The following is a 230-nucleotide window of genomic DNA, read 5'->3' on the forward strand; positions in this document are numbered from 1 at the left end:
GACGTCCCATCCAGCTAATCTCATCGGCTTGGATATCTTGGCTATTGCCCATGTTGCTGCCGCCATAGTAGCTAGAATCCGAGTTGAAGTACTCTACATAGACGCCGGCTTTAGGGACCCCGAGACGGTAATTAGCGCGGGGGACGGGAGTAAAATTTAATACCACCACGACAAAATCGTCCTCTTTTAGGCGCAGGTAGCTCAAGACCGATTGGGCAGAATCATGGCAG

1 protein-coding gene is annotated in these 230 nt (G+C 51.3%); it reads right to left on the reverse strand.

Translation table 11 applies throughout. The features are described 5' to 3' along the window. A partial coding sequence (locus tag SQ11_RS17090) for an alpha amylase C-terminal domain-containing protein (protein ID WP_232298064.1) occupies window positions 1-205 on the reverse strand: 205 nt, incomplete at its 3' end. Between the last annotated feature and the right edge of the window lie 25 nt (window positions 206-230).

It is taken from the genome of Nitrosospira sp. NpAV (assembly GCF_000832065.1).
GTDB lineage: Bacteria > Pseudomonadota > Gammaproteobacteria > Burkholderiales > Nitrosomonadaceae > Nitrosospira.